The following is a 22,165-nucleotide window of genomic DNA, read 5'->3' on the forward strand; positions in this document are numbered from 1 at the left end:
GGGGTGGGTCTCCTTGCGCATGCCCAGAGCCACCGCGCTGCTTGTCTGTTCCGCCGTCGTCACGGCCGCCGCCGGCTGTTCCGGCGCAACCAAATCCCAGTCCGGCGGCGGCGGTGCCCCCGCCTACACCGTCACCCCGAACTCCCCGGCGGCGAAAGGCTCCCTCGACTCCCTCACCTGGTCGCTGTACGCCGAGCCCTACACGCTCGACTACGCCCTCGCCTACGACTACCCGCCGAACACCGTGCTCGCCAACGTGTGCGAGCAGCTGCTGCGGGTCACCCCCGACATGAAGATCGAACCCGGGCTGGCCGTTAAGTACGCGAACCCCGACCCGAAGACCTGGGTGTACACCCTTCGACCGGGTGTGAAATTCCACGACGGATCGACCATGACGGCGGACGACGTGGTCGCCTCCCTCAAACGCCACATGGATCCGGCCACCGGCTCCCCGTGGGGCTCGGCCTTCAAGAACGTCGCCTCCATCAAGAAGAGCGGGCCGCTGGAGGTGACGATCCGGCTCAGCAAGCCCGACGTGCTCCTCAACGAACTCATGGCGGCCTCCCCCGGCACCGTCGAGAGCGCCGCCTTCCTGGCCAAGGCCGGCAAGGACTACGGCGGCCCCAAGGGCAAGGTCAACTGCACCGGCCCCTACTCGCTCGACAGCTGGGCCCAGGGCGACAGCCTCACCCTGAAGAAGGACCCCGCTTACTGGGACCGGTCGCTGACTCCCAAGACCGACACCGTGAAATTCACCTTCATCGAGGATCCGTCCGCCCGCACCAACGCCTTCCTGTCCGGCACGGCCGACGGCGGCTACCTGGTGCCCTCCTCCTCCCTCACCCAGCTGCGCAACAGCTCCAAGGGCACGGTGTACTTCGGCCCCAACACGGCGGCCGCCGATCTCGCCGTGCTCGACTTCAAGGGCCCGCTCGGAGACCTCAAGGTCCGCCAGGCCCTCTCCATGGCCCTCGACCGCAAGAGCATCGTCAAGGCTGCCGCCGGCGGCGTCGGCATTCCCGCGAAGGCGCCCGCCGCGCGCGGCGCGTGGGCTCTGGCGCCCGAGAAGGCCGACGACTACTTCAAGGCGCTGCCCGAGCCCGTGTACGACGTGGCCGCCGCGAAGAAGCTGATCACCGAGGCCGGTGCCACGGGGCGCAAGGTCACCCTCGTCACCAGCTCGCTCGCCCCGGAGATCAGCGTCGTGGCCAACGCCGTCCAGGCCGCCGGCAAGCAGATCGGCCTCGACGTCGAGCTGAAGGCCGTCGCCCCGGAGGCCTACACCAGCATCTTCGTCGACCCCAGCGCCCGTAAGGGACTTGACCTCGTCATCACCAACGGGTACGACAACACGCCCGACCCGCTGGAGTTCTACCAGTACCTGCGCACGGGCGACTTCGGCAACTACGGCAACTGGTCCGACGCCGAGTTCGACGCCGCCTTCGACAAGGCGAACGCGGAGCCCGATGCGGCGCGCCGCGCGGAACTGACCGCCGAACTCCAGCGCATCGCCGTACGCGAGCTCCCGATCATCCCGCTGTACGAAGCCCCTTACTCGGTCTTCCTCGGCAGCCGGGTGACGGGCGCCCCGACCGGCATCGCCCAGCTGTACTACCCCTGGGCCGCGACGATCGGGGCCGCGCAGTAATGACGCGCTATCTGATGAGCCGCCTCCTCGGCCTGACGGCGGTGCTGCTCATCACCTCGTTCATCGTCTTCGGCACCGTGCATCTCGCGCCGGGCGACCCGGTGACCTTCCTGCTCCACGGCCGCCCCGCGACCCCGGACGCGGTCGCGGCACTGCGCACGCAGTACCACTTGGACGACCCGCTGCCGGTCCAGTACGCGAAGTGGCTCGGCAGCTTCCTTCAGGGCGACTTCGGCCGCTCCACCCAGTTTCACCAGGACGTCGGCTCCCTCATCGCCTCCCGCCTGCCGGGCACCGCGCTGCTCGTCGGCTACGCGGCACTGCTGGTCGCAGTCCTCGGGGTGACGGGCGGCATCCTGGCCGCCCTGCGCCCCGGGGCGGTGGACCGCGCGGTGCTCCTCGGCACCGGCGTGGCCACGGCCACTCCCTCGTTCGTCAGCGCCATCGCGCTCGTCTCGCTCTTCTCCGTCCAACTGGGCTGGTTTCCCGGGCCCGGAGGCACTCCCGAGGGCCTCGGCGACCGCCTCTACCATCTGACACTGCCCGCCTTCGCCCTGGCGATCACATTCGCCGGACTGTTGGCCCGGGTCACCCGGTCGGCCATGCTCGACGAACTCGGGCGCGAACACGTCGAGGTGGCGCGCGCCCGCGGTGTCGCGAGAGGCGCCGTGGTCCGTCGGCATGTGCTGCGCAACGCGCTGGGCCCCATCGTCACCGTCGGCGGCACCATGCTCGCCGGCCTGCTGATCAGCACCTCAATCGTCGAAACCGCCTTCAACGTGTCCGGTATCGGCTCCCTGCTGGTGCAGTCGGTGACAGCCAAGGACTTCGCCGTCGTTCAGGCGATCACCCTGCTCAGCGTGGCGGCGTTCGTCCTTGTCAACCTGATCGTCGACCTGCTTGTGCCGGTCATCGATCCCCGGCTGTCCCTCTACGGGGAGGCTTCCCGATGACCACCGCCGTCTCGCCCGCGTCCTCCTCCCCGGATGCGCTGCGCCGCCGCCGGGGCCTGCGCGGACTGCGGGTACTCAGCCAGGGCCCACTGTTCACCGCAGGTGTCGTCATCCTCGCGGTGCTCGTCCTGATCGCCGTCCTCGCCCCCGTGCTCGCACCGTACGACCCCGAAGTGCTCGACCTGTCGGCGAGCCTGACGGGCACCAGCGCCGACCACCTCCTCGGCACCGACCAGTCGGGCCGCGACATCCTGTCGAGGCTGATTCACGGCGCGCGGACGGGCCTGCTCGGACCGCTCCTCGTGGTCGGCGTCTCGACCCTCCTGGGGACGCTCGTCGGCATGGTCGCCGCCTGGCGCGGTGGCTGGGCCGATGCCCTGCTGTCCCGGTCGATGGACCTGGCCTTCGCGATCCCCGGACTGCTGCTGGCCATCCTCCTGGTGGCTGTCCTCGGCTCGGGCATGGCCGCGCCCGTGATCGCCATGGCCGTGGCCTACACCCCGTACGTCGGACGCCTGGTCCGAGGTATCGCCCGTCAGGAGAAGGCCCGCGCCTACATCGAGTCCTACCGCGTGCAGGGCTGGTCGGGCTGGACGATCTGCCTGCGTCATCTGCTGCCGAACATCGCACCGACAGTGTTCGCACAGTCCGCGATGAACTTCGGCTACGTACTGATGGATCTCGCCGCGCTGTCCTTCCTCGGGTTCGGGGTGCAGCCGCCCACGGCCGACTGGGGAGCCATGATCAACGAAGGCCAGTCGGCGATCCAGCAGGGGGCAATGCTGCCCGCGCTCGCGCCGTCCGCGTGCATCGTCCTCGCCGTGGTCGCCTTCGGCATCGTCGGCGAGGGGCTCGCCGACCGAATCGCGAAGCGGGAGCGGTGAGTGCCATGACCGAGTATGAAACCCCCGCGCTGGAGATCGACGGGCTCGGCGTCCGCCTGCCCGGCGAGCAGGCGGCCCGGCCCATCCTCGACGGCGTCACACTGCGGGTCGAGGCCGGCGAGACCGTCGGCCTGGTCGGCGAGTCCGGCTCGGGCAAGTCGGTCGCGTGCCGCAGCGTGCTCGGGCTGCTGCCGCCTCGGGCGCGAACGAGTGGTGAGGTGCGGGTCGCGGGCCGCGACGTCCTGGCCATGAACCGCGCCGAACTGGCCGGGCTGCGTGCCAGACAGGTCGCGATGATCTACCAGGATCCGCGCGCGTCCGTGAACCCGCTGCGCCGCGTAGGCGACTTCCTCACCGAAGGACTGCGCGGTGCGGGAACCCCCGCCGCCGCGGCCGAGGACCGGGCCGCGGAACTCCTCGACGCGGTGGGCATCCGCGATCCGCGGGGCGCGCTGCGCCGCTACCCGCACCAGTTCTCCGGCGGGATGCTCCAGCGCGTGGTCATTGCGGCTGCCCTCGCGGGCGAGCCCGCTCTGCTGGTCGCCGACGAACCGACCACGGCCCTCGATGTCACCACCCAGGCGGAGATCATCGCGATCCTCACACGCCTCCAGGCCGCACGCGGCACCGGAATGCTCTTCGTCACCCACGACCTCGAACTGGCCTCGGCGATCTGCGACCGCGTGTACGTCATGTACGCGGGCCGGATCGTCGAAACCAGTGGCACCGACGCGCTGTTCGACCGTCCACGCCACCCGTACACGGCGGGACTCCTCGCCTGCACGCCCCGTATCGAGGCGGCAGCCGCCGCCCCACGCCCCATCCCGGGCCGACCCGTCTCCCTCGCCGAGGCCCCACCAGGGTGCGCCTTCGCAACGCGCTGCGCCCATGCGCAGCCGCGTTGTTTTGAGGAGACGCCCGAACTTGCGCACCACGGCGACGGACTCGCCGCGTGCCATCGCGCCGACGAAGGGATCGAACTGTGACCGGGGTGACCGAGGAACTCGTCGTTCAGAGGCTGCGCAAGCGGTACGGAGACCACACGGCCGTGGAGGACGTGTCCTTCACCCTGCCGCCGGGCTCCTCTCTCGGTATCGTCGGCGAATCCGGCAGCGGCAAGACCACGACGGTGCGGATGCTCGTCGGCCTGGAGCGCCCCGACGGCGGCACCATCCGCATCGGTGGACGTGACCGCTCGGCGCCCGCCCGGGGCAGAGCCGAGCGACTCGCCCGCGCACGCGAGATCCAGATGGTCTTCCAGGATCCGTACCTGTCCCTCGATCCGCGGGTGACCGTGGGCCGGTGCATCGAGGAGGTCCTGCGCCTCCACTTCCCGATGGAGACGACAGTCCGGCGGGAGCGCGTCGCCGAACTCCTCGACCAGGTCGGGCTCGGCGAACGGGAGGCGGCCGCCCTGCCCGGCAAGCTGTCCGGCGGCCAGCGCCAGCGCGTGGCAATCGCCCGCGCTCTGGCCGCCGAACCGCGCGTCCTCGTCCTCGACGAGGCTGTGGCTGCCTTGGACGTGTCCATTCAGGCGCAGGTTCTCGAACTCCTGGGCACCATCCGGCGCGAGGTCGGCATCGGCTTCCTCTTCGTCACCCATGACCTCGCCGTCGTCCGGCACATCACCGACGAGGTGATGGTCCTCAAGGAGGGACAGGTGGTGGAGGCGGGCCCTACGGCCGAGATCCTGGACGCGCCTCAACACCCCTACACACGTCTGCTGCTCAGCTCCGTCCCCCGACGCGGCTGGAACCCCGCCGACGCCGCGGCCGCCCGCCGCTCCCTCGGTTGACCAAGCCGTTCCGGGCCCCGGACGCCGCGGCCTCGCCTCAACTTACGGTTCCCGGCCTGTATGTAATGGGGGTGGGGTGAGCTGTCCGTTACGGAGTGGGCTCGGACGGAGAGTGGCACTTGTCGCGAAACGTCGGGCGAGGTGGGCAGTGGAAGTGTCACGGAAAGGTGATCAAGGGGATCCCGTGCCGGCTGCGGACGGGTGTTCCGTGGCGGGATCTGCCGCCCCGGTCCGGGAAGTGGCAGACGGTGTATGACTGCCATCGCATGTGGTCCGCGGACGGCACCTGGGAGAGTCCTGCGGGCCTTGGTGGCCAATGCCGATGCGGAGGGACCGATCAACTGGTCCATGGTCGGTGCGGGATTCGACCGTCTGCCGTGCTCACCAGCATGCGGTTGGTGCCCGCAAGCGTTGCCCGCGAGTCCCAGGCACACAGACATCAGCCCCGGAACTCCACAGTGATCGCCTTCCACACCACGCCTGTGAACGTGGCCTATCCCCCTGCCACCCCGCCTTGTACCCTCTGATCGTATTGTTCAGGGAAGACGACGGTTCGGGCACGCCGTTGTCTGTCTTCCACGGTGGGGCGAATGTCTACCAGCGATTCCGACACACGCGACCTACCGGCGATCGCATCACCCGGCTTGGTCGGACGCGAGCGCGAACTAGCCGCTTTGAGAGCGGCGTTGTCCGACCCGCCGGTGGTCGTGCTGATCGAGGGCGAGGCCGGGATCGGTAAGAGCCGGCTGGTCCAGGAGCTACTTGCGGCGCATGCCCCGGCCCGGCAGCGGGTGCTGCTGGCGGCCTGCCCGGCTGTTCGACAGCCCTTCACGCTCGGTCCGGTGGTGGACGCGATCCGACCCGCGACCGAGGATGTCGCCCGGCTCGGCCTGAGCGGACTGGCGGGGGCGCTCCGGCCGTTGTTCCCCGAGTGGGCACCGTCGTTGCCGCCCGCGCCCGACCCGGCCGAAGACGCGGCAGCGGCACGACACCGACTGTTCCGGGCCATCGAGGAGATCCTCGAACGGCTCGAAATCGGGTTGCTCGCCGTTGAGGACGTGCACTGGGCAGATGAGGCCACCCTGGAGTTCCTGCTGTTCCTGGCATCACGTCCGCGACAACAGGTCAGTCTGCTGGTGAGCTACCGCCCGGAGGAAGTCGCGCCGGACTCTCTGCTGCTGCGGTTGTCGTCGCGGCAACCGGCGGGTGCGGCGCGGCTGCGGCTGTCGTTGGAGCCGTTGGATGTCCCCGGGACTGCCGCGCTGGTGTCCTCGATGCTGGGTGGGGAACGGGTTTCCGACGAGTTCGCGACCATCCTGCATGACCGGACCGACGGGCTTCCGCTCGCGGTCGAGGAGTCCGTCCGGCTGATGTGGAACCGCGCTGACCCGACCCAGCGGGGTGATTCCTGGGTGCGGCAGCGACTGAGTGACATCGACGTACCGCCGACGGTGCGGGACGTCGTACTGGAACGCAGCGCACGGCTCGGCCCGGCGGCGCAGGCAGCGTTGCGCGCGGCCGCCGTACTCACCGACGCCGCACCTGAGGACGCCGTCGTCGAGGTGATGGCTCCGGAAGGCGATCCGGCGAGCAGGCTGGCAGGCCTGGCGGAGGCGGTGGGTTCGGGGCTGCTGAGGGAGGACCAGCGCGGGCTGGTCTCGTTCCGGCACATGCTGGCGTGCCGCGCGGTGTACGAGGCGATTCCCGTGCCGCAGCGGCGGGCGATGCACCTGCGTGCCGCGTACGTCCTCGAAGACGCCACCCCGTCCCCGGTCGCCCAGCTCGCGCGCCACTTCCGGGAGGCCGGCGACACGACGGCGTGGTGCCGGTACGCGGAACAGTCTGCCGACCTCGCCCTCGCCTCGGGTGACGATGCGACGGCGGTCATCCTGGTGCACGATCTGCTCACCAACGCCGACCTGCCGCCCGCCGACGTGTTGCGGCTGACCAGCAAGGTTCCGTTCTGTCTGCTCAGCGGGCACGAACGCTACCGCGAACTGATGGACGCTCTCCGCCTCGTGCTGGACACCGGGAAGCCGTCGCCGAGCGAGGCGGCGGAGATCCGCTTCCATGTCGCCCGTCTGCTGCAACAGATGGAGGCGTTCGAGCAGTCTCGTATCGAGATGGAACGAGCGCTGCCCGACCTCGGGCACGACCCGGCGAAGGCAGCCCGCGCAATGGTGTTTCTCGGCCTGCCGTACGGGACGACGACACCGGCGGCCGAACACCTCAGGTGGCTGCGGCGTGTTGCGCAGGTGCCGGTCTCGATGGCGCCGGGGGACCGGCTGAGCATCCGGGTCGGGCGAGCGAGCGGGCTTTTGCTGCTCGGTGAGGAGGAGGGGTGGGCGGAGGCAGCGTTGATCGCCGATGACGCGTCCACCGCCGCGGAGAGGCAGCAGATCACGGTCGGCCAACTCAACGTCGGGCACATGGCACTGATCTGGGGGAAGTACCCGGAGGCGAGGCGGCTGCTCACGCTGGCCGTAGGGCTGGCCGACACGTATCAGTACCGGAAGCTTCATAGGCTCGGGCACGTGACGCTGGCTCACCTGGACTGGCTCACCGGAGCCTGGGACGGGCTGGCCGACCGGGCCGGATCGCTGGCCGGTGACGAGGAACTCCTGCAGCCGGTGAGTCGTCTGGCGCCGGCCATGGTCACCGGCTTGCTGTATGCGGCCCGCGGTGATCAGGACAGAGCGGACGAGTGCCTGCGGCTCGTCCTTGAACAGGCGGACCGACATGGAGGTGCAGAGTACTCCGTCGAACCTGCCGGCGCCCTGGCCAGGCTCCGGCTCGGCGCCGGGCGGATAGACGACGTGCTGCAGCTGACCGACGAGCCGATCCGGTTCCTGGAACGCAAGGGCACCTGGATCTGGGCCACCGAACTCGCCCCGGTCCGGGCCGAGGCACTGCTCATGGCCGGGCGGATCGACGAAGCCTGCGACCTGGTCGACGCTTTCGCAGCGGGAGTACGCGATCGCCGCGCACCTGGCCCGCACGCCGCCTTGTCGACCTGCAGGGCGATCCTGGCCCAGCATCAAGGCGAACCCCTCGGTGCCGCCGAACTGTTCGCGCGTGCGGCCAACGCGTGGCAGGGCCTTCCCCGGCCGTACGACGCCCTGCTCAGCCGTGAGCGACAGGCCCGCTGTCTGCTACGAGCGGACCAGTCCGATGCGGCTCTCTCCGTCCTTACGGAAACCTTCCAGGGGTTGTCCGCCCTCGGCGCTCGTGGCGACGCCGAGCGCGTCATGCACACACTGCGTGCATCCGGTGTCGGGGTGAAGCGTCCGTCATGGCACGGTGGACGACGAAGCTACGGCGATCAACTGTCGCCCCGTGAGCTCGACGTGGTCCGGCTGCTCGTCGGAGGCCGGACCAATCGGGAGATCGCCGGTGTCCTCATCCTGTCGCCGAAGACGGTCGCGCGGCACGTGGAAGGAGCGATGCGCAAACTTGACGTGTCGTCCCGAACGGCGCTGGCCGTGAAGGTCGTCGAAGCCGGCGTCGTCGTCGACAGCCCGGCCGGCGCCCACCGTTAGGCGGGCGCGGCAGCAAAATTGGGTCATCTGCCCAATCGTCTGGTAGCCGGTGCGCGAACAACACTCAACGGCATGGAACCAACACCTCCGCCTGTCGCCACTCATCCCCCCGAGTCCGCAAGGCTTCTGGCGCACGGTCGAATCCGACGGATTGCCTCGATCGGGCCATCCGTCCTGGCTCTCCGGCACAGCTAGGTTCCGGGGCTGACCCCCGCAGGCTCACCGACCGGTGCCAGGTCACTTCCGCAGCAGCAGGACGCGTCGTTCGCCGCCGGCGGTGCGCCACCGATCGGCCTGGAGCAGTACTGGTTGGCACCCACCACATTCATCGCAGCCACTCGGCGCGATGCCGACTCCCCGCAACCGCGCGGTATCCGCGCGCATTCTCCCCTCAGAAAAGGTCATTGCCGTATGAGACAGTCACCACCGGCTGGGGCATCCAGGTTCCCGGTCCACCTGACCATCCCCATATTCCGGCGCTTGCCGCACCGCTCGAATCGGGCACTCACGGCGCTGCTGGCCACGGCCTGCGTTGCCGGGACGCTCGGCATCCCCGCCGTCGCTGCCGCCGAAAAGCCGGCCACCCGGGCGAGTCAGCCGCAGCAGAACGGCCCGGTCGTCGCCACACACACGCTCACCCTCGTCACGGGCGAGGTCGTGACGCTGGAGCGCCATGCCAACGGCTTGCAGGCGGCGACGGTCGCTCCCGCGCCCGACGGCACCCCGGCGGCGTTCTCCACCATGAAGGTGGGCGACGAGGTCTATGTCATCCCGGACAAGGCACAGCCGTACCTTGCCGCGAACAAGCTCGACCGCGAGCTGTTCAACGTCACCAAGCTCGTCGAGTACGGCTACGACGACGCGCACCGCCGCGCCGTGCCGCTGATGGCGACCTTCGCGGGCGCGCCAGGCAAGGCGGGCAAGGCGCTCAAGCAGGCGGCGCCGGCCGGTTCGGTGAAGGCCGACGAGCTGCCCAGCGCCAACGCGGTGGCACTGCGCGCGAGCAAGAAGAAGGCGACGACGTTCTGGGAGGCGGTCGACGACGACAGCGCCGCCGCGACGAAGGCACCGAAGCTCGCCGACGGCATCAAGAAGCTCTGGCTCGACCGGCCGGTGCAGGTGACGCTGGATCAGAGTGTTCCGCAGATCGGCGCGCCGGAGGCGTGGGCGAAGGGCTACGACGGGACCGGCACCAAGGTGGCCGTCCTCGACACCGGTCTCGACCCGAACCACCCCGATCTGGCGGGGCGGGTGAAGGAGACGCAGAACTTCACCGACGACCCCGACGCGGTCGACCACCACGGTCACGGCACGCATGTCGCCTCGACCATCGCCGGCTCGGGTGCCGCGTCGGGCGGCAAGTACAAGGGTGTGGCGCCGGGCGCCGACCTGTACATCGGCAAGGTCCTCAACAGCGCCGGTGAAGGCCCCCAGTCGGGGGTCATCGCCGGCATGGAATGGGCGGTGGCCCAGGGCGCGGACGTCGTCAGCATGAGCCTCGGCTCGGAGGCCCCCAGTGACGGCACCGACCCGCTCAGCGAGGCCGTCGACCAGCTCACTGCCTCCTCCGGCGCGCTGTTCGTCATCGCGGCCGGCAACACGGGCCCGGGTAAGTCGACCGTGGGCTCGCCGGGTGCCGCGGATGCCGCGCTGACCGTCGGCGCGGTGTCCAAGCAGGATCAGCTCGCGAACTTCTCCAGCCGCGGCCCGCTCAAGGACACCTTCGCGGTCAAGCCGGAGATCACCGCACCGGGCGTGGGCATCGTCGCCGCGCGCGCCGCCGGCACCTCGATGGGTACCCCCGTCGACGCCGACTACACCGCGGCCAGCGGCACCTCGATGGCCACCCCGCATGTGGCCGGCGCCGCGGCGATCCTCGCCCAGCGCCATCCGGACTGGCCCGCCGACCGGCTCAAGCAGGTGCTGGTCGGCACCGCCGAGCAGGGCTCGTACACCGCCTACCAGCAGGGCGGCGGCCGGGTCGACGTGCCCAAGGCCATCGACGCCAAGGTCTACTCCAGCCCCGCCGTCGTCAGCATGGGCAAGTCGTCGGCCGAGAGCGCGCCGGTCACCAAGACGATCAGTTACGTGAACACCTCCGCGACGGACACCACACTGTCGCTTCGCCTGTTCACCGTCGGGGAGAACGCGCCGCCGATGGATGGCACGTTCACGCTCAGCGCCACCAATGTGACGGTTCCGGCGAATTCCACCAAGAGCGTGACGGTGACCTACCACCCCGAGCTCGGCGCCATGGGCGACTACACCGGCGTCGTCACCGCCACCGCGACCGACGGCACCGCTGTCCACACCACCGTCGGCGCGACGAAGGACGTGCCCACCGTCGACCTCACCGTCAACACGATCGACCGGCACGGAGAGCCGGCGAGCGGCGAACTCGCAGTGTTCAACCTGGACACGGGTGCTTTCAAGCAGGTCTACCCCGACAACGGAACCAAGACCGTCGCGGTGCCGCAGGGACGCTACTCCGTCATGGGCCTCGTACACACGAAGGACAAGGCCTCGTCCCTGACCACGGACTACACCCTCGCCGGTGAGCCCGTCGTGGAGCTGAAGGCGGATCGGACGATCACGCTGGATGCCCGACTGGGCAAGGAGGTCAAGGTCGCCACGCCCAAGAAATCCGAGCAGAGCAGCTTCAAACTCGGTTACCGCCAGCAGCTCCCCGACAAGATCGGGGTGGACTTCTTGAAGGCCGTGTCGAGCCCGCTCTGGGACCACGCCTACGTGGTGCCCACCAAGCCGGTGGAGCTCGGCATGTTCGAGTTCCACTTCCAGCAGCGCAGGTTCTCGCCGGTGATCCAGGCGTCCTACGCCAAAAAGGGAGGCGCGCTCCCGCTTGAGCAAGTGATGTACGCGGCCCGGCTGTACGGCACCAGCACGCTCCAGGCGGTCGATGCCGGCATGGCACGGCCGGAGGACCTGACGGGCAAGGACCTCGGTGGCAAGATGGCGGTCGTCACCCGCGATGCCACCCGGAAGTCCATCGACCTGATCACCGCGGTCGCCGACGCCGGCGCGAAGGCAGTGGTCATCGTCAACGACCGGCCCGGCCCCTTCGCCACCATCGTGCCGCGCGTCACCGGCACTGCCATCCCGGCCTGGTCCCTCACCCAGGACGAGGGCGCGGGGCTCCTCGGCCGGATGGCCGACGGCCCCACCCGGATCGATCTGAAGGGGATCACAGGCGTTCCCCAGGTGTACAACATCGCGATGATGGTTCCCGGTGAGATTCCGGCCAACCCCGTCGACGCGGTCACCGCGGAGAACTCGGCCGTGGTGAAGTCCCAGTACCGCAGCACCAAGGGCACCGTGATCGGCGACGCCGCCTCGGCGGTCCGTCCGAGCGACGCCCTCATCTCCCTGGTCCCGGACTTCTTCGACGCTCCTGCGGACCGGCAGGAGTGGTACTCCACCGGCAGCAACTGGCCGGCGACAGAGGGGCTTCGGTGGCTCCACATGGTCCTCCCGGACCGCGCCGATACCAGCCACACCGTGAAGGACGCAATCCGCAGTCACCAGGCAGGCGAGCAGCGCAAGGAGACCTGGCTGGGCGCGGCAAACGGCCCGGCCGGACCGCAGGCCACCCAGGCGGTCCGCGAGGGTGACAACATCAACCTCACCATCCCGGAGATGGGTGACAGCCAGCCGGGACACTACAGCCAGTTCGCAGGCGACGCCGACACGGCGGCGGCGCGGATATACCAGGACGGGAAGCTCCTCAAGGAGGCGCCGCGACTCTCGCTGACCACGCTGCCGGTCAGCGCCGACCCGGCGACCTACCGCGTCACCCTGGACACTTCACGCCCGGCGTGGTTCCCGCTGTCCACGGAAACCAGCACCGCATGGACGTTCAAGTCCGCCCGGCCGGCGAGCGGCAAGGAGAACCTCGCGCTGCTCTGGCCGAAGTACGGCCTGGACCTGGACGCGGAGAACACCGCCCGGGGCGGCAAGACCGACCGCTTCAATCTGGCGTTCGCGCTCCAGACCGGCACCACTCCGGACATCCGCGGGGTCGAGGTCTCGGCGTCCACCGACGACGGCGACACCTGGCACCCCGCGAAGGTGAAGAGCAAGAAGGGAGACAGCTATACGGTGACCCTACGCAACCCGGAGTCGGGCTACGTATCGCTGCGCGTCAAGGCATGGGACGCCAACGGGAGCAGGATCGAGCAGACCCTGATCAGGGCCTACGCCGTACGCTGACCCTCGCGGCACACCCTGAGTTGCTGACCGAGCCCCTGGCACGAGGCATGTCCTTGTGCCAGGGGCGTACCCTTCGGTCCACCTGAGCGCGGCTCATCGTGGCTTGGCGCACGGTCTCCCGATTCATGGGCAGATTGGTTCCTGCGCCATATCCCAACGACAACTACTTCATCATCCTGTCCGAGGACTTCTGCGTCTGAAGCGTCGGACACCCCTGGGAGGAGTCGCTGTGCCTCTTCGGCAGCAGCTGCTGGACGTCGTTTCATCCAGTTTTGGGCGAGCAACAATGCGGACGCCGGAGATGAATGATCTCCGCCGGCCGCATGGCCGCGTAGTGCATACAGACGTCACGGTTGATGAGGTGCACCGCTCAGCGGCTGGTCTGGACGCTCTCGCGTCCTGATGCGCGGATGTGGCGCGCCGCAACGCGGGCGTCAGCGATGGAAGGCGGAACCAAAACGTGCTCCGGGCACAGGCGCGGCGAGCGTGCGCGGTCCGAAGCTCACCGACCTGGTCGCGGTGACACCGGAGGCGGTGCCGGGGAAGACCCACACTGCCCCGGAACCGCTGTTCTCCTCCGGTGCCGAGACGGCCACGTGCCCGCCGACGACGGCGGTGCGGCTGCCGAACCGGTCACCGTTCTCTGCCGTGCCGGGCACCCCGGCCGTGTTCTGGCTGAGGACCTGGACCTTGGTGCCGACGAGACCCGTCGCGCTCCCTCTGAGGACGGCGAAGGTGCCGGCGTCGGTCCGGCCGGCGTGGTCCTCGCCGGGGATACCGGTGACGACGTCGGCGTAACCGTCGCCGGTGACGTCGCCGACAGAGACGTCGGTGCCGAAGCGGTCGCCGCTCTCCCCTGTCCCGGGGACGCCGGGGGTGTTCTGGCCGATCAGTGTGGCCCGCGGCGCGAGCCCGTCCGCCGTGCCCCGCACCACGCCCACGAGACCGCCGCCCGCCGCCGTGCTGCGGCCGAAGACGACATCCTGCCGGCCGTCGCCGTCGATGTCGCCGAGGGCGATGCTGTCCGCGGACACGGTGTCGGGGTAAGCGATGAATGGCCCTGCCACCAGGCCGTCCTCGGTGCCCTTCAACAGTTGCAGATGGGGCGGCGGGATCGCCCCTCCGTCGTCCGAGTCCCATGAACCGCTGCTGACCACCAGGTCGGTTGTGCCGTCGCCGTCGACATCGCCCGCTTCCATCGCGTAGACACGGACGTCCAGGTCGACGAGGGGGCCGGTGCGGGCCGCTCCACTGGTACGGCTGAAGGGCCCGAACCGCATCTGATAGGCCGTCGCCAGGTCCAGGTGCCCGTCCCCGTCGAAGTCACCGGCCCGGGTCTCCGCCCCGCCCTGGCCGACGTCGGTGGCGGTGGCGAGCCCGCCCACACCTCCCCACAGGACGGTTTGCCGCCCGACATCACGCGCGCTGCCGATGTCCTCGCCCGGGGTTCCGACAACCAGGTCGGTGAAACCGTCACCGTCCAGGTCGGCCGCCGTCAGGTGGCTGCCGAAGCGGTCACCCGTCTCCGCCGTGCCGGGTACCCCGTAGCGGTCCTGGCTGATCACCTGGCGCTTGACGCCGTTGGGGCCCTCGGCCATGCCGTAGACGACGGCGAAGTACCCGGCGCCGGGCTTGCCGTTGACCGTGCCGCCTGGGGCGGCGACCGCCACGTCGGTGTATCCGTCACCGTCGAAGTCGGCCCGCACGGACGCCGCGGCGTCGACGGCGAGGGCGCCCGCAGGGGTGTCTTCGGCGTAGGACACCGCGGGGGCCGCCCCTGTCACGGCGATGACCACGGCGACAGCGGCGGCCATATGGAATCTTTGAGAGGACAAGGCAAACCCCTTGGAATGGCGAGCAGTTGGCCGGCTTCTCACGCGCTCGGCAACCAACAAGACCCGCACAGGGCGCCAGGGGTTGTACGCCGTCCCCCTCACAACTCGAAAACACCCCTGCGACCAGGAGAAAGGACGAAACACTGCTGCAGCACTAGAGGCGCGGCGCCCCGGTCACCGACATCACCAGCGAGTACAGGGAGGTGGTGGCCGTGATGAACAGTCGGTTGTTCTTCGGGCCGCCGAAGGCGATGTTGGAGACGGACTCGGGCACGCGCAGCCGGCCGATGAGGGTGCCGTCGGGGTCGTAGCAGTGGACGCCGTCGTTCAGGGCGGCGGCCCACAGGCGGCCTTCGTCGTCGAAGCGGATGTTGTCGAAGCGGACTTCGCCGCGGCCCTCGGCGAAAACCTTCCCGTCGCAGAGCGTGCCGTCCTCGCGGATGTCGAACATGTGGATCCGGGCAGTCCGCGAGTCGGAGACGTACAGCCGCATCTCGTCGGGGGACAGGATGACGCCGTTGGGTCCCGCGAACCCGTCGGCGGCGAGGTGCACGTCCCCCGTCGCGGGGTCGATCCGGTACACATTGCACGCGCCGATCTCGGACTCGGCGCGATGGCCCTCGTAGTCGCTGGTGATGCCGAAGTCCGGGTCGGAGAACCAGATCGTGCCGTCGGAGCGTACGACGGAGTCGTTCGGGCTGTTGAGCCGCTTGCCGGCGTACCGGTCGGCAAGGACGGTCACGGTCCCGTCGGGTTCGGTGCGGGTGACGCGACGGTTGCCCTGCTCGCAGGTGACCAGGCGGCCCTGCCGGTCGAGGGTGTTGCCGTTGCTGTGGCCGGCCGGGGTGCGGAAGACGCCGACCGTGCCGGTGGCCTCGTCCCAGCGCAGGATGCGGTCGTTCGGGATGTCGCTCCAGATCAGCTGGCGCCAGGCGGGGAGGTACAGCGGCCCCTCGGCCCAGCGGCAACCGTCGTGCAGGACCTCCAGCCTGCTGTCGCCGTTCGCACAGCGTCCGGTGCGGAAGCGGTCGTCCAGGATCTCGTACAGGCCGTCGGCAGGCATGGCGTCCCCTCGGAGAAATTGACCAGGATGTGATTCAACGTAACACGCATGCAACCGAACCAGATATGGTCATCGCATGAAACCAGTGGATGACATCGACCATCGACTGATCGCGCTGCTCCAGCAGGACGCCACCCGGTCGTACGCCGCACTGGGCAAGGCGGTCGGCCTGTCGGCGGGTGCCGCGCACGAGCGCGTGCGCAAGCTGCGCGAACAGGGGGTCATCCGGGCCACGACGGTCGACGTCGACCCCGCGGCGCTCGACCGCGGGGTCCTCGCCTTCGTGCTGGTCGACTCGACGGCGTGGATAGGCGATCGGGCCGAGGACTTCGCCGCCGTGCCGGAGATCCAGGAGGCGCACGTCATCGCCGGCAGCGCGGCCGTCCTGGTGAAGGTGCGTACCTCGACCACCGAGCGGCTCCAGGACGTGTTGCGCCGCCTGTACGCGATCGACGGGGTCAGCGGGACGCAGGCAACGGTGGTTCTGGAAACCTTCTTCGAACGGCCGTTGGACGCCGGTCAGGCCTTGCCTCCCGGGTCAGACCGTCCCGGAGGGGCGGCACCTGCGCGACGCCGGTGAGCCCCGCGGTCCCGGAATGATCCGATGGTCACGGCCCAACGACCTCGTGCGGTTGGCGGTGGGACGTCGAGAAGCTTCGTTCCGTCCGGTGTTCACATGTGGCAATTGCCGGCTGGTGACCAAGCACGGCCTGGGGCTGTCCCGCCAGGCGATCAGCCAGCACCTGGCCGTACTGGAATCGGCGGGTCTGGTCCTTTCGCGGCGCCAGGGCCGCTACAAGTTCCACGATCTGAACACCAAACCCCTTGAGCGCATCGTGACCCGGTGGCTCAGGCCCGATACACCGTGAGCACCCCCATGAAGATCCACCTGTCCAGCGTCTTCGTCGATGACCAGGACAAAGCCCTGCGCTTCTACACCGACGTGCTCGGCTTCGAGAAGAAGACCGAGGTCCCGCTGGGCGAGGACCGGTGGCTGACCGTGGTCTCACCGGATGACCCCGACGGGACCGAACTGCTGCTGGAGCCCGCCGGCCACCCTGCGGTGAAGCCGTACAGGGAGGCGCTGGTCAAGGACAGCATCCCGGTCACCTCCTTCGCCGTGGACGACGTACATACGGAGTTCAACCGGCTGCGCGAGCTCGGGGTGCACTTCACCCAGGAGCCGCTGGAAATGGGCCCGGTCACCACTGCGGTTTTGGACGACACCTGCGGCAACCTGATCCAGATCGTGCACAGCAAGTAGGGACCCGGCGCAGGCGCCGGCCTGCTGCCCCGGAGTGATCAGCAACGGCAGGGGGCGGCAGTGTCCCTCCGCGACTACATGGATCTTGCAGGTCGGCCCGCCGCGGGAGCGGCCGAGTCCTTCGCCTGCCGCACCGCTTCCTCCAACAGGAGCCGCAGGGCAATGTGCGCGCGCATGTGAGCTGATCTTCGCGGTGCCGTGGCCTGCACGGACGCTGCCCGGGGGTCCCGGGAAGAGACGCTCCATCAGGGCGCTTCACCGACGGCAGGGGCTGCCGGCAGGGCCTGCTCCACCCAAATGGTCTTGCCGGTGGGCGTGTAGCGCGTACCCCACTGCTGCGCGATCTGGGCGACGATGAACAGGCCGCGGCCACTCTCGTCGTCAGCCGCGGCGTGGCGCAGATGGGGTGAGGTGTGCCCTGTGTCGGCGACCTCGCAGATGAGGGTTTCGTCGCGGATGAGCCGGACGTGGATCGGCCCGGCGGCGTAGCGGATGGCGTTGGTGACCAACTCACTGACGATGAGTTCGGTGGTGAACGTCAGCTCGTCCAATCCCCATGCTCCGAGTTGCCCCGTGGCCATGGTGCGGGCGTTGCCGACCATCGCCGGCTCCGCGGCCAGTTCCCACACAGCCACCCGGTGATCGTCGAGCATCCGTGTGCGTACGAGGAGCAGGACCGCGTCGTCGTTCGCCGGCCCCGGCACCAGGGTCGCAACTGCGCGGTCACAGAGTTCTTCCAAGGGACGCCGGGACTGGGCGAGGATTTCGGCAAGCAGGCCGAGTCCGACGTCGAGGTCGTCGGCGGCCGCCTGGACGAGGCCGTCGGTGAAGAGGGCGACAAGGCTGCCCCGCGGCAGCTGGAATTCCGTGGTCTCGTAGGGCAGGCCACCCAGTCCCAGCGGAGGGCCCGGCGGGAGCTCCGGGCAGGTGGCGACGCCACTGTCCGGCAGGACGACCGCAGCCAGCGCGTGGCCGGCACGTGCCATGCTGCATTGTCCCGACACCGGGTCGTACACCGCGTACAGGCACGTCACCCCCAGGGCTTCGTCATCCCCGGGCCGCGCGCCGCCTGCGCCCTGAGCGGCCGCCTGCTCCTTGGCGGTCTGGCCGACCAGGTCGCCCAGGCGCGAGAGGAGCTCGTCCGGGGCGAGGTCCAGGCGGGCAAGGACGCGTACGCCGGTACGCAGGCGCCCCATGGTGGCGGCGGCGAGCAGTCCGTGGCCGATCACCTCCCCGACGACCAGGCCGACACGCGTGCTCGACAGCGGGATGACGTCGAACCAGTCACCGCCCACCCCGGACCGGCTGTCGGCGGGCACATAGCGGCTCGCCATCTCGACAGCGGTCCGCTGCGGCAGCCGGTGAGGCAGCAGGATGCGTTGAAGCCTGAGGGCCGCGGTGTGTTCGCGCGTGACGACCAGCATCAGCACGACGCCGAGCAGCAGGGCGCCGAGGCCCACGACGGTCACCCCGCCCGTCTGCCCGATGAACGGCAGATCGATGGAGGTCGCACCGTAGTCGGGGTCGGCGTAGACGCCGAAGGCGGCGTAGCAGAAGAGGAAGAGCATCGTCAGTCCGCCCAGACCCGGCAGCAGGCCCTTGAACAGGAAGTCCCGGCGGCTGCGGGCGAGCACCTTGCGGAAGTACCAGACACAGGCGAAGCCGGTGAGGCCGTAGTAGAACGCGATCGCGAGGCCGACCGACCCGATGGAGTCGGCCAGGACGTTGCGGCTGATTGCCGTCAGGAGGACGAAGAAGCCGACGGAGGCCAGGCCCAAGCTGACGGTCGACCATGTCGGGGTGAGATATCTGCGGTGCACGCGGGCGAATCGGGAGGGGATGGTCTTGTGCGCGGCCATGGAGAAGACGGTCCGGGCCATCGGGAGGATGGTGGTCTGGGTGGAGGCCGCTGCAGAGGTCAGCACCATGAGAACCAGCAGCTTGGAGAGGGCGGGCCCGAGGCCCTGGCTGCCGAAGACGGCGTTGCCCAGGCCCGAGAGCACGTCGCCCTCGTTTGCCTTGTTGCCCAGCCCGATTCCTGCGGAGCCGATTCCGGCGAAGGCCTGCGCCGAGGTGGCGACCAGGGCGTAGAGGACCAGCAGGAGCACAACGGAGATGACGGCGGCGCGCCCGGGGATGCGCGTGCTGTCCGCGGTCTCCTCGTTGACCGTGACGGCGGTGTCCCAGCCCCAGTAGATGAAGACGGCCGCGAGGATACCCGAGGTCAGCGCTTCGGCCGATGGCACGCGGAAGGGGTTGAACCAGGAGGCGGAGACATGGATCGCCGTCTCGGGGGAACTGGTGTAGACCTTGAACAGGGCGGTGACGGCAAACAGCACCAGTACGGCCACCTCGATGAACAGAAGCCAGCACTGAACGGCAGCCGAGATCTTGATGCCGACGTAGCAGATCGCGGTCATCACGATGATCCAGACGACGCCCGCGATGGTGGTCCACACCCTGCTTTGGGTGAGTGAGTCGTAGCCCAGGAGCCGGAAACTGTAGATGCCGGCGATCTCGGCGAGGTTCGCCATGACGATGATGTCGGCGACGATGATGCCCCAGCCGCCCATCCAGCCGGTGCGCGGGCCGAAGGCACGGGTCGCCCAGGTGAAGGTGGTCCCGCAGTCGGCGTTGCTCGCGTTGAGTTCCTTGTAGGCGTACGCGATCAGCAGCATCGGGACGAAGGCCATCATCGTGATGATCGGGGCCTGCGGGCCGACGGCCGCCACGATGAGGCCGAGCGTGGCCGCGAGGCTGTACGCCGGGGCCGTGGACGCCAGGCCGATGGCAACGGAGGACCACAGTCCCAGGGCACCGGATTTGAGCCCTTTCCTACCCGCGCCTGAGCCGAGCGCGAGCCGCGAGTCGGACGCAGCACGGCTACGGGAGAGCTTCACACCGGATGCCAACCTCCTCATTTGCCTTCCGATCACCATTTTCACCGCAGGCGAGGAGGCCTGCCACGGGAGACAGGCTGGATGATCTACGCCGCTGTCAGCAGGGGCCGGCGGGGCGGGGGAAAATGGGGGTGCCCGAGCGGCTTTTCGGCACCTCACCACGGCCTTCGGCTACTGCCTCGGTTGCGAGACGTACCTGTTCATCCGCCACTTCCGAAGCACCTGAGCACTTGATCGCCGCGACCGGAGTGCGACCGGGCATGGTGATCGCCGCGCGGTTGGCGCAGATGGCAAAGTCGGGTCTGGTCGGCTCCCAGGTCACAGGAAACCTTCAGGACGTCTTCAGCGGCTCTTGACGGCTTCGGCGATCTTCCCAGCGACCGAGGACGGTACGAGCATCGCGGCAGCCGGAGAATCAGCCCGCCGAGAACGGTCAGGGCAGACACGGACGTGATGACGGGACCCGGACCGGCCCGCAGAACCCATTCGGCGAGAACGCCGCCCGGCCGGCCCGCGGAGGGCTGACCGGAACCTCTTCGGTTTCTACGGCACCGTAGAAATCAGTGGACGGCCGCAGAAGTTCCTGTGGCGTTCCACGCGGCGATCACAGGTCGTCCGTGCTCGGTGGAGAGGCGGCTGACCGTCCCCGTCGCCAGCTGGAACAGCCGCCCGTCCGCGGCGGGCAGTCCGAGGCGACGCGCCGTGAGCACCCGCAGGAAGTGGGCGTGGGCCACCAGCACCACGTCACCGCTGTCGAGTGCCGTCCCGATGCGGTTCAGCACGCGGTCGGCGCGCTGTCCCACCTCGATCGGGGACTCGCCCGGATGACCGGCCGCACCGGGCGGCACCCCGTCGTTCCACAGGTACCAGTCGGGCCGGGTGCGATGTATCTCGAGGGTCGTCACGCCTTCGTACGCACCGTAGTCCCACTCGTGCAGATCGGGCTCGGGCACGACGTCGTACAGGCCCGCGAGTTCCGCTGTCCGCACTGCGCGGCCCAGCGGGCTGGTGAGCGCGAGGGCGAAGGTCCGCCCGGCGAGCAGCGGGGCGAGGGACTTGGCCTGCTCCTCGCCGCGCTGGGTGAGGGGCAGGTCGGTCCAGCTGGTGTGCCGGCCCGACACGCTCCACTCGGTTTCGCCGTGGCGGACCAGCAGGAGGTCGCCCATGGCGGTTACTTCGCCGACTCGACGGCGTGGCCGCCGAACTGGTTGCGCAGCGCGGCGATCATCTTCATCTGCGGGGAGTCGTCCTGCCGCGAGGCGAAACGTGCGAAGAGCGACGCGGTGATCGCGGGCAGCGGCACCGCGTTGTCGATCGCGGCCTCCACCGTCCAGCGGCCCTCGCCGGAGTCGGCGGCGAAGCCACGGAGCTTGTCGAGGTGCTCGTCGTCGTCCAGCGCGTTGACCGCCAGGTCGAGCAGCCAGGAACGGATGACCGTGCCCTCCTGCCAGGAGCGGAAGACCTCGCGCACATCGGTGACGGAATCGACCTTCTCCAGCAGCTCCCAGCCCTCGGCGTAGGCCTGCATCATGGCGTACTCGATGCCGTTGTGGACCATCTTCGCGAAGTGGCCGGCGCCGACCCTGCCCGCATGGACGAAGCCGCCGTCGCCCTCGGGCTTGAGCGCGTCGAAGACCGGCTGGACCTTCGCGACGTTCTCGGCGTCGCCGCCCACCATCAGCGCGTAGCCGTTCTCCAGGCCCCAGACACCACCCGAGACGCCCGCGTCGACGAAGCCTATGCCCTTGGCCGCCAGCTCCTCGGCGTGCTTCTCATCGTCCGTCCAGCGGGAGTTGCCGCCGTCGACGACGGTGTCGCCGGCTTCCAGGAGATCGCCGAGCTCGTCGATGACGGACTGGGTCGGGCCACCCGCGGGCACCATCACCCACACCACACGCGGGCCTTCGACCTTCTCGACCAGTTCGGCCAGACTGCTCACGTCGGCGAGGTCCGGGTTGCGGTCGTAGCCGATGACGGTGTGGCCGGCGCGGCGGATCCGCTCGCGCATGTTGCCGCCCATCTTGCCGAGGCCGATGAGGCCCAATTGCATCGTTGTC

The 22,165-nt window shown here is 69.3% G+C and carries 14 protein-coding genes and 3 pseudogenes; 11 read left to right on the forward strand and 6 right to left on the reverse strand.

Going from position 1 to position 22,165, the window contains the following annotated elements; all coding sequences use genetic code 11:
- Nucleotides 1–19 precede the first annotated feature (19 nt).
- From NRF20_RS03900 to NRF20_RS03935, 8 genes and pseudogenes are all read left to right on the forward strand, one after another.
- Entirely contained in the window at nucleotides 20–1,648 is a 1,629-nt protein-coding gene (locus NRF20_RS03900; RefSeq protein ID WP_413754517.1) for an ABC transporter substrate-binding protein, read from the forward strand.
- Nucleotides 1,648–2,601 carry an ABC transporter permease gene (locus NRF20_RS03905; protein ID WP_398632027.1) on the forward strand — a complete coding sequence of 318 codons (954 nt, stop codon included), beginning with the start codon at nucleotides 1,648–1,650 and terminating at the stop codon, nucleotides 2,599–2,601. Before NRF20_RS03900 ends, NRF20_RS03905 begins: the two co-directional genes overlap by 1 nt.
- On the forward strand, nucleotides 2,598–3,485 hold the full coding sequence (locus NRF20_RS03910; protein WP_398632028.1) for an ABC transporter permease: 888 nt from the start codon (nucleotides 2,598–2,600) through the stop codon (nucleotides 3,483–3,485). Before NRF20_RS03905 ends, NRF20_RS03910 begins: the two co-directional genes overlap by 4 nt.
- Nucleotides 3,486–3,490: 5 nt before the next feature.
- Entirely contained in the window at nucleotides 3,491–4,471 is a 981-nt protein-coding gene (locus NRF20_RS03915; protein ID WP_413752012.1) for an ABC transporter ATP-binding protein, read from the forward strand.
- A 5-nt stretch (nucleotides 4,472–4,476) separates the two neighbouring features.
- Nucleotides 4,477–5,280, forward strand: a complete 804-nt coding sequence (locus NRF20_RS03920; RefSeq protein WP_413754518.1) for an ABC transporter ATP-binding protein — start codon at nucleotides 4,477–4,479, stop codon at nucleotides 5,278–5,280.
- A gap of 81 nt (nucleotides 5,281–5,361) precedes the next feature.
- A pseudogene (locus NRF20_RS03925) lies at nucleotides 5,362–5,722 on the forward strand (transposase); the annotation flags it as partial.
- Between the two features lie 148 nt (nucleotides 5,723–5,870).
- Nucleotides 5,871–8,819, forward strand: a complete 2,949-nt coding sequence (locus NRF20_RS03930; RefSeq protein WP_413752013.1) for a helix-turn-helix transcriptional regulator — start codon at nucleotides 5,871–5,873, stop codon at nucleotides 8,817–8,819.
- A 480-nt stretch (nucleotides 8,820–9,299) separates the two neighbouring features.
- Nucleotides 9,300–13,046 (forward strand): S8 family serine peptidase, encoded by a 3,747-nt coding sequence (locus tag NRF20_RS03935; RefSeq protein ID WP_398632032.1) that lies wholly within the window; start codon nucleotides 9,300–9,302, stop codon nucleotides 13,044–13,046.
- A 434-nt stretch (nucleotides 13,047–13,480) separates the two neighbouring features.
- Here the strand turns inward: NRF20_RS03935 and NRF20_RS03940 are convergent, their stop codons facing one another.
- Both NRF20_RS03940 and NRF20_RS03945 read right to left on the reverse strand, forming a co-directional pair.
- Nucleotides 13,481–14,881: an FG-GAP-like repeat-containing protein gene (locus NRF20_RS03940; RefSeq protein ID WP_413752014.1), complete on the reverse strand. Its 1,401-nt coding sequence runs from the start codon at nucleotides 14,879–14,881 to the stop codon at nucleotides 13,481–13,483.
- Nucleotides 14,882–15,035: 154 nt separating this feature from the next.
- The gene (locus tag NRF20_RS03945; RefSeq protein ID WP_398632034.1) at nucleotides 15,036–15,944 is read right to left on the reverse strand and encodes an SMP-30/gluconolactonase/LRE family protein; all 909 of its coding nucleotides are present in this window, start codon (nucleotides 15,942–15,944) and stop codon (nucleotides 15,036–15,038) included.
- A gap of 76 nt (nucleotides 15,945–16,020) precedes the next feature.
- On the opposite strand from NRF20_RS03945, the gene NRF20_RS03950 reads away from it, so the two are divergent.
- The 3 genes and pseudogenes from NRF20_RS03950 to NRF20_RS03960 all read left to right on the forward strand — a co-directional run bounded on the left by NRF20_RS03950 (nucleotide 16,021) and on the right by NRF20_RS03960 (nucleotide 17,208).
- Nucleotides 16,021–16,524: an Lrp/AsnC family transcriptional regulator gene (locus NRF20_RS03950; protein ID WP_413752015.1), complete on the forward strand. Its 504-nt coding sequence runs from the start codon at nucleotides 16,021–16,023 to the stop codon at nucleotides 16,522–16,524.
- 109 nt (nucleotides 16,525–16,633) lie between these two features.
- A pseudogene (locus NRF20_RS03955) lies at nucleotides 16,634–16,813 on the forward strand (ArsR/SmtB family transcription factor); the annotation flags it as partial.
- An 8-nt stretch (nucleotides 16,814–16,821) separates the two neighbouring features.
- On the forward strand, nucleotides 16,822–17,208 hold the full coding sequence (locus tag NRF20_RS03960) for a VOC family protein (RefSeq protein ID WP_398632071.1): 387 nt from the start codon (nucleotides 16,822–16,824) through the stop codon (nucleotides 17,206–17,208).
- 12 nt (nucleotides 17,209–17,220) lie between these two features.
- Here the strand turns inward: NRF20_RS03960 and NRF20_RS03965 are convergent.
- The 4 genes and pseudogenes from NRF20_RS03965 to gnd form a co-directional block, all read right to left on the reverse strand.
- A pseudogene (locus tag NRF20_RS03965) lies at nucleotides 17,221–17,331 on the reverse strand (IS5/IS1182 family transposase); the annotation flags it as partial.
- Between the two features lie 122 nt (nucleotides 17,332–17,453).
- Nucleotides 17,454–20,108, reverse strand: a complete 2,655-nt coding sequence (locus NRF20_RS03970) for an amino acid permease (RefSeq protein ID WP_398632035.1) — start codon at nucleotides 20,106–20,108, stop codon at nucleotides 17,454–17,456.
- Between the two features lie 560 nt (nucleotides 20,109–20,668).
- On the reverse strand, nucleotides 20,669–21,274 hold the full coding sequence (locus NRF20_RS03975) for a histidine phosphatase family protein (protein WP_413752016.1): 606 nt from the start codon (nucleotides 21,272–21,274) through the stop codon (nucleotides 20,669–20,671).
- Nucleotides 21,275–21,279: 5 nt separating this feature from the next.
- Entirely contained in the window at nucleotides 21,280–22,158 is an 879-nt protein-coding gene (gene gnd, locus NRF20_RS03980; protein WP_266364991.1) for a phosphogluconate dehydrogenase (NAD(+)-dependent, decarboxylating), read from the reverse strand.
- Nucleotides 22,159–22,165: the final 7 nt, after the last annotated feature.

Origin of the sequence: Streptomyces sp. R-74717, from assembly GCF_047305335.1 — a bacterium.
Taxonomy (GTDB): Bacteria; Actinomycetota; Actinomycetes; order Streptomycetales; family Streptomycetaceae; genus Streptomyces; species Streptomyces atratus.